The organism is Luteibacter sp. P4_D7_3, assembly GCF_056401735.1.
In genome coordinates this window covers 1-8,229 of the sequence record NZ_JBFUIT010000176.1, presented here as the reverse complement: position 1 = coordinate 8,229, position 8,229 = coordinate 1, and the positions used below count along the sequence as shown (strand labels likewise).

Below are 8,229 nucleotides of genomic sequence, written 5' to 3'. Positions count from 1 at the left end.
ACTTCWACGACTACGCCATCGGCCTGCGCCACAACCTGCCGATGATCAACATCCTCACCGACGACGCGAAGATCAACGACGCGGCGCCGGAGAAGTACCGTGGCCTCGATCGCTACGTCGCGCGCAAGGCCGTGCTTGCCGACCTGGAAGTCGCCGAGCTGCTGGTCGAAACGAAGAAGCACAAGCTGCAGGTGCCGCGCGGCGACCGTACCGGCCAGGTCATCGAGCCGTACCTCACCTGGCAGTGGTTCGTGAAGATGGACACGCTCGCCGCTCGCGGCCTGCAGCTGGTCGAACAAGGCGACGTGAAGTTCGTCCCCGAGAACTGGATCAACACCTACCGCCACTGGCTTGCCAACATCCAGGACTGGTGCATCAGTCGCCAGCTGACCTGGGGGCACCAGATTCCGGCGTGGTACACGGCCGACGGCACGATCGTCGTGGCACACGACGAGACCGAGGCGAAGGCGAAGGCTGCGGAGCTCGGTTACACCGGCGCACTGCGCCGCGACCTCGACGTGCTGGAAACGTGGTTCTCCTCGTCGCTGTGGAGCCACTCCACGCTCGGCTGGCCGGATTCGCAGGCGCAAGCCGAGCGCGGCTTCGATCGCTACCTTCCGACCAACGTGCTGGTCACCGGTTTCGACATCATCTTCTTCTGGGTCGCCCGGATGATCATGATGACCGACCACTTCACCGGCGAAGTGCCCTTCAAGGACGTCTATGTCACCGGCCTGATCCGCGACAAGGACGGCCAGAAGATGTCGAAGTCCAAGGGCAACGTGCTGGATCCGCTCGACCTCATCGACGGCATCACGCTGGACGATCTCGTGGCCAAGCGCACGAGCAGCCTGATGCAGCCGAAGATGGCCGAGAAGATCGAAAAGGCCACGCGCAAGGAGTTCGCCGAGGGCATTCCCGCCTTCGGTGCCGACGCGCTGCGCTTCACCTTCGCCTCGCTCGCCACACATGGTCGCGACATCAAGTTCGATCTCGAGCGCGCGGCCGGCTACAAGGCCTTCGTCAACAAGCTGTGGAATGCCTCGCGCTTCGTGCTGATGAACCTCGGCGAGGACGCCAAGGTCGTTGCGACGAAGCCGACAACCGAAGCCGAGCGCTGGATCCTCACCCGTTTGCACGACACGCTCGCCACGGTAAAGGAGCAGCTCGCGGGCTATCGCTTCGATCTCGCCGCGCAGGCGCTGTACGAGTTCACTTGGAACGAGTTCTGCGACTGGTTCCTCGAACTGTCCAAGCCGGCACTGAGCGGCAACGATGCCGCTGCGGTGGCGTCGACGCGCTACACGCTCGTCCACGTGCTTGAAACACTGCTCCGTGCGCTGCATCCGATCATCCCCTTCGTTACTGAGGAGATCTGGCAGAACGTGAGGCCGGTGCTCGGCATCGAAGGCGAAACCATCATGCTGCGCCCCTACCCCGAAGCCACGGACGTCGAAGCCGACGCCACGGCGACGGCCGAGATCGAATGGGTCAAGGACGTGCTCACCGGCGTCCGCCGTATTCGCGCCGAGATGAACATCTCGCCGGGCAAGGTCATTCCGCTGTTGTTCGCCGACGGCGACACCGCTGATCGTGGCCGCGCCGCGAAGTTCGCCGCACAGATCGCCTTCCTCGGACGGGTGGAAACGCCCGTCTGGGTCGACGGCGAAGAGCCCGCTGCTGCTGTCGGCGTGGTCGGCGGCATGCGCGTGCTGATTCCGCTGGAAGGGCTGATTGACGTGGGTGCCGAAAAGGCGCGTCTGGCCAAGGAAATCGCCCGCATCGAAGGTGAAGTCCGCAAGTGCGAAGCCAAGCTAGGCAACGCCAACTTCGTCGCCAACGCCCCTGCGGAAGTCGTCGAGCAGGAGCGCCAGCGCATCGCCGACTGGACCCACCAGGCGCAGGCGATGCGCGAGCAGGCGTTGAAGCTCGGCGGCTAACTAGGGCGGGGTCGGTTCACTCGCTTTGCGAGTGCCTGTTTTTAGCGGCTCTCGCGCCGCCGATTACGTCAGGGGTGAGGCGCAGAGCCTTCGGTGCTCGGACGTGGCGGCGCAGAGCCTTCGGTGCCCACCCCCGCTGCTCAGACACGTCCTCCGCGTTCCGTACCGGAAAGGCCGCTGCGCGGCCGTGTACTTATTTGGCCTACGGCCGCTCCACTTTTGCGGAACTCGCCTCGAGGGTGGGCACCGAAGGCTCTCCCGGACCCTGACGTTCGCGTGGTCGAGCCAAAGCGCGGCAGCATCGTCGGCAGCCTCGCAGCCACGCCAATGGAAGCGCAGACGCGAGKAAGGSGTTCSGCAACCGGGTAYCAGCAACSGCTTCCGCATCGCCCGRGGKYCYGGGACCGGCCGGRSCCGACGACGGCCCCACGCCAACGGCTCTCCTTCCACTYCACCGTATCGTCGTGAGAGACCTTGGTGTCCACCCTCGAKGCGAGTTCCGCACAAGTGGAGCGGCCGTAGGCCAAAYAGATACACGGGCCGCGTGAGCGGCCTTTCCTTCTCGAACGCGGAGGACGTGTCTGAGCAGCGAGGGTGGACACCAAGGTCTCCTCGCGAGACGCCCAAGTGTTGAGAGCGATGGCAACGCCGAGCCCCGCGAAGCCGAAGGCGAGCCATGGGCGAGGTGCTAGGTGCGAAAGCCGAGCGCCCGGGCCCCGGTAATGGGTGAAGAACCAAAAAAAATCCCGCCGAATGGCGGGATTTCTTAGACACCGGGACCCAAGGCCTCACATGTCGTGCTTGTTCACTTCGAAGCCGGCTTTCTTGTAGTCCGTCCACCGGCTACGCGACCCCTCGCGCTCCGCGGGGTCCGCCGCGACCACTTCAAGCACCCGATCGAAGCGACCCGGCGCGCAAACCTCGCGCAGGTTGATCACCATGGGCCGGTCCGCCACCTCGACGCCCGGCGGCACGATCAGCACCGCCGTGTTCGCGTCGTCGTCGTCACCGGCGAGTTGATGCGGGATGAAGCTGTCCTCATCGAACGACCACAGGTACTCGTCGATGGCCTCGGCCTGCTCGAAGTCGCGGGTGAGGATCAGGGTCGGCTGCTGGGCCCCGAACGCGCGCTTGGCCAGTTCGCAGACCAGCAGCAGGGGATCCTCGCGAAACCGCGGTTTATCGATCAGGTAGAAGTCGGCGCGCGGCATACGGTCGGGATCAGCCGGCTGCGACGCGGTCGAGCAGCCACTGCGTCAGCAGCGGCACCGGACGACCCGTGGCCATGCCCTTGCGACCCTCGTCCCACGCCGTGCCGGCGATGTCGAGATGCGCCCAGCGACGGCCTTCGGTGAAGCGTGCCAGGAAGCAACCCGCGGTGATGGCGCCGGCGTACTTGCCACCGATGTTCGCCACATCGGCGAAGCCCGAGTCGAGCTGGCTCTGGTAATCGTCCCAGAGCGGCAGGCGCCAGGCGCGATCCAGCGTCGATTCGCCGGCGGCGAGCAGCTCGGCCGAGAGCGATTCGTCCTTGGTCATCAGTCCGCTGGCGTGCTTGCCGAGGGCGACGACGCAGGCACCGGTGAGGGTGGCGGCATCGATCATGGTGTGCGGGTCGAAGCGCTTGCCGGTATAGGTCAACGCGTCGCAGAGAATCAGACGGCCCTCGGCGTCGGTATTGAGCACTTCGATGGTGATGCCCGACAGGCTGGTCAGGACATCGCCCGGGCGGTAGCTGTCACCGTCCGGCATGTTTTCCACGGCGGGAACCACGCAGACGAGGTTGACCGCCAGCTTGAGCTTCACGGCGGCGACGAAGGCACCGAGCACGCCAGCGGCACCGCACATGTCGAACTTCATTTCTTCCATGCCCGGACCCGGCTTCAGGCTGACGCCGCCGGTGTCGAAGGTGATGCCCTTGCCGACGAAGGCGTAGGGACGCTCGCCGTCCTTGCCACCGTTCCACTGGAGGATGACCAGACGCGGCGCGTTGGCCGATCCCCGGGCCACGGCCAGCAACGAGCCGAAGCCCTCACGCTCCATGTCGGCGCGGTCGAGGGATTCGAAGGTCACGCCTTCGTGGGCATCGGCAAAGGCCTTGGCCTGGTCGGCGATGTAATCGGGATTGCAGATGTTCGGCGGCAGGTTGCCGAGTTCCTTGGCATAGCGGACGCCTTCGGCGATCGCACGGGCTTCGGCCAGGCCAGCCTCACCGTCGGCGGGGCCGACGAGGGTCATCGTGGCGAGCTCCGGCAGGGCCTTGTCGCGCGGCTTCACTGTCGCGGTGTAGCGGTAGGCGGCGTGGTCCGTGGCCAGGGCGGCCACGCGCAGGCGCCAGGCGGCATCGCGGCCCGGGACCTCGACTTCGGGCAGCCAGTTGACGGCCTCCGTGACCGGCAGCCGGCCGACGGCGCGGGCGGCCTCCAGGATCACCCGCTGGTAGCGGGCGGCGTCGAAGGTTTTCTGCGCACCGAGGCCCACCACCAGCACGCGGGCAGCGGCGACGCCGGCCGGGTGGAGCAGCGTGACGAGGTTGCCGACCTTGCCGGTGATATCGCCGGCTTCGACGAGGCGCTTGATCGCCCCGCCCGCCGCGGTGTCGATCCGCGCGGCGGCGCTGGTCAGGACACCGTTCTCGTAGACGCCGACCACCGCGACCGGGGTCGCCGTGGATTCGGGAGCATTGGAACCGAGGCTGAACTGAACCGTCATAGCTAACTGTCCTGCAAAAGCCCGCCGGGGCCCGGACAGGCTAGACTTGTGGTTTGCCGGCCAGGACTGACGCGGCACGAACCGCCAATTCTACCAAATGCTCAGCATCCTCGACCGATACTTCCTGCGCGAACTTGCCTACGGTGTCATTGCGACCGCCGTGGTTCTGCTCGTCATCTTTGCGGGTGGCGCCTTCGCCACGGTGCTGCAGAAGGTGGCCAACGGAAGTATCCAGCCCAGTGTGATGTTCGAGGTACTCGGCCTGCAGATGGTCGACCTGCTCTCCACCCTGCTGCCCATGTCGGTCTTCCTGGGCACCCTCACGGCGCTGGGCCGGATGTACCGCGAGAGCGAAATGCACGTGCTGGCGTCGTCCGGCATGGGCCCGCGGGGCCTGCTGCGCCCCGTCACCCTGCTCGCCGTCATCGCCACCATCGTGGTTGGCGTGGTCTCGCTCTGGCTGGGGCCGCTCTCGGCCCGCTCGGCCGACACGATCATCGCCGCCGCGAACAAATCCGTGATCGCCGCCGGACTCGACGCTGGGCGCTTCACGGAACTTCCGGGCAAGGGCGGCATCATTTTCGTCGACACGCTCAGCCGCGACGGTACGGTTCTGGGCAAGACCTTCATCGCCACCGACCGCGTCGACAGCGACAATCGGCCGCAGGTGCGCGTGGTCAATGCGAAGAGCGGCCGCATGTACCAGGAAAGCGACGGCGTGAATCGCTTTCTCGCCCTGTACGACGGTTGGCAGTTCGAGATCCCGCTGGGCATGGACAACTGGCGCCGTATGAAATACGAGCGCAACGACCTCTCGCTGTCGAACATCTCCGACGACGATGACGACACCGATCCGGCGCATGAATCGACCACGACCGACCTGTTCAGGACACCCACGGCCGATGGCCTGGGCGAACTGGTCTCGCGCTTCGCCGCGCCGGTCAGCACCCTGGTGTTGATGATGATGGTGCTGCCGATGTCCCGGCAGGCACCTCGCGATGCACGCTACGGGCGTCTGCTGATCGCAGTGCTCGCCTACTTCCTCTACGTGATCTGGCAGCTGATCGCACGCACCCAGATCATCAAGGGGCACCTGCATACCTCGGCGCCGATCTGGGTCCTCCATATCATCGTCTTCGGCGTGGCGGCGTGGTTCTTCTGGCGGCAGAACTCGCCGCGCCAGACAAAGGCGATCGCGTAATGGCCACGCTGACCATCAAGCGGGCCGACCGTCTCATCGGCATGACCGTGCTCGGCACCCTCCTCCTGGTCTGGTTGGTCCTGACCGGTTTCGACGCGCTGACCCAGTTCGTGCGCCAGCTTGGCAACATCGGCAAGAACGGCTTCACGCTCTACGACGCCATCGCCTACATCATGCTGACGGTGCCCCGGCGCCTCTACCAGATGTTCAGCAACGCCGCCCTCATCGGCGGCCTGCTCGGCCTTGGCAGCCTGGCTGCCACCGGCGAACTCACCGCCCTGCGTGCGGCAGGCATGTCGAAGCTGCGCATCGCGGCCTCGGCGGCCGGCGTCATCGCCATTCTCACCGTGGGGGTGGTCGTGATGGGCGAGACGGCGGGGCCTTACGGCGACCAGCACGCACAGGCCATCCAGGTACGCATGCGCTCGAGCAATCTCGGTGCAACGGCCAGCGGACTATGGGCACGCGATGGCGGCAAGATCATCAACGCCAAGTCGGCCATTGCCTTGCAGGAAGAAGACCGTACGACCGTCAAGCTGGTGGATGTGCGCGTGTACACCTTCACTCCCGACGGTCAGGTGCTGGAGTTTTCGCACGGCGACAGCGCCATCCATGACGGCAACCGCTGGGTCATGACCAACGTCCGCACCACCACGCTGGACGAAAAAGGCACGCATGCCACCGAACTGGCAACGCAGACCTGGGCCTCGCATCTCAATCCGCATGTGCTCGAGCAGTCGGTCATCCACCCCGAGTACCTCTCGATGGCCGACCTTCGCCGGAACATGCGCTACCTCGAAGCCAACGGGCAGAATCCGGGCGCTTACGCCGTCGCTTTCTGGGGGCGCGCGCTGTTCGCGGTGAACACGCTGATCCTGGTCCTGTGCGCGATGCCTTTCGCCTTCGGCTCGCTGCGCTCGGGCGGCTTCGGGAAACGCCTGTTCCTTGGTGTGATCATGGCGATCGGCTGGTACTTCCTGCAGGGTGCCATGGTCAACTTCGGCACCGTGTACGGACTGCCACCCCTGTTGGCGAACCTGTTACCCACGGGGCTGCTGGTCATCGGCGCACTCACCTACTTCAGGCGATTCGGCTAGCCGGTTCCTGCGCCGGCAACGACACCGCGTCGAGCACGGCGTCCAGTTCTTCACCGGTCATCGGCTTGCGCAAAAGCGCATTCATGCCGGCATCGCGAATCGCTTTCATTTCGTCCCCGGCCGACCGTGCCGTCACTGCCACGATGGGAAGGCTTGCGAGTCGAGCCATGCGACGCACCATGCGCGCCACCTGGAAGCCATCGACCAGCGGAAGGTCGAGATCCAGCAGGACGGCGTCGTACGTATTCCTCGACACTTCGGCCATGGCCGCCAGACCGTCGCCCACGATAGTGACGCGATGCCCACGCTGGCCGAGCAGACCCGCCATGACAGCGGCAATCACCGCGTCGTCCTCGACAAGAAGCAGCCGTCGGCTGGTACTTGTCCGCTGCGCCGAGGGCGACATGGCGCGACGACGCCCTTCGCATGCACACGCTCGCAGCGGAAGTCTCACGATGAACCGGCTGCCCACACCGGGCTGACTCTCGACGACGATGTTTCCGCCCATGAGTGTGCATAGCTCGTGGCAGATGGCCAGCCCCAGTCCCGAGCCCTGGGCACGCTCTGGCGAGCCACCCTGCTCGAAACGCGAGAAAAGGCGACCGCTCAACTCGTCTGAAATACCCGGCCCCGTGTCGGTCACCGACATCGCCAGTGTCTGGTTGTCGCGGCGAAGGTGAACGTCCACCGAGCCGGTGTGGGTGAACTTCAGCGCGTTGTTGACCAGGTTCTGCAGGATCTGGCGCAGCCGAATGGCGTCGCCGCGAATCGTGATCGGTACGTCGGGATCGATGTGTACCGAAAGCGCCAGGCCCTTTTCCCGTGCACTCCCCGAGGCCAGGGCGATGACTTCGTCCGCCAGCGCATGGACAGCCACGCACTCGACTTCCAGCAACAGGCGCCTGGACTCGATCCGGGTGATATCGAGCGCGTCGTTGACCAGCCGTAGCAAGGTCGTACCCGAACGGCGCACGGCATCGACGTAACTACGCTGCGTCTCGTCCAGTGGCGTTCTCGCCATGAGCTCGGCCATGCCGAGTACGCCCGTCATGGGCGTTCTGATCTCGTGCCCCAGCGTGGCCATGAATTCGGTTTTCGCGGCATTGGCTTCTTCGGCCAGGCGTTGCTGTTGCTCGGCGAGCCGGAGCCGAAGCGCCTGCCGTACGCGACGACGCGCCGCGACCATACCCCCGCCCACGAGCACCAGGACGACCACGGCGTAGATCAACCACGCCCACCACCGTTGCCACGGTGGGGCATCCACGATGATCGTCAGGGG

General features: G+C 65.6%; 6 protein-coding genes. 3 read left to right on the top strand and 3 right to left on the bottom strand.

Translation table 11 applies throughout. From position 1 onward, the window contains the following. On the top strand, positions 1-1,940 hold a 1,940-nt coding region (locus AC1DSN_RS14660; RefSeq protein WP_477331330.1), incomplete at its 5' end, for a valine--tRNA ligase. Positions 1,941-2,728: 788 nt separating this feature from the next. Here the strand turns inward: AC1DSN_RS14660 and AC1DSN_RS14655 are convergent. Next, a complete protein-coding gene (locus AC1DSN_RS14655) occupies positions 2,729-3,151 on the bottom strand; it encodes a DNA polymerase III subunit chi (protein WP_213948668.1) in 423 nt (140 codons plus the stop codon). A 10-nt stretch (positions 3,152-3,161) separates the two neighbouring features. After that, the gene (locus AC1DSN_RS14650) at positions 3,162-4,652 is read right to left on the bottom strand and encodes a leucyl aminopeptidase (protein WP_477294743.1); all 1,491 of its coding nucleotides are present in this window, start codon (positions 4,650-4,652) and stop codon (positions 3,162-3,164) included. 97 nt (positions 4,653-4,749) lie between these two features. On the opposite strand from AC1DSN_RS14650, the gene lptF reads away from it, so the two are divergent. Both lptF and lptG read left to right on the top strand, forming a co-directional pair. Next, positions 4,750-5,853, top strand: coding sequence for an LPS export ABC transporter permease LptF (lptF, locus tag AC1DSN_RS14645; protein WP_063573714.1), 1,104 nt, complete (start codon positions 4,750-4,752; stop codon positions 5,851-5,853). Further along, positions 5,853-6,950: an LPS export ABC transporter permease LptG gene (gene lptG / locus AC1DSN_RS14640; RefSeq protein WP_063573715.1), complete on the top strand. Its 1,098-nt coding sequence runs from the start codon at positions 5,853-5,855 to the stop codon at positions 6,948-6,950. Before lptF ends, lptG begins: the two co-directional genes overlap by 1 nt. On the opposite strand, the gene AC1DSN_RS14635 is transcribed toward lptG, so the two are convergent. After that, the coding region (locus AC1DSN_RS14635; protein WP_477331327.1) for an ATP-binding protein at positions 6,934-8,229 on the bottom strand (1,296 nt) is incomplete at its 5' end. The two genes, lptG and AC1DSN_RS14635, sit on opposite strands and share 17 nt — an antisense overlap.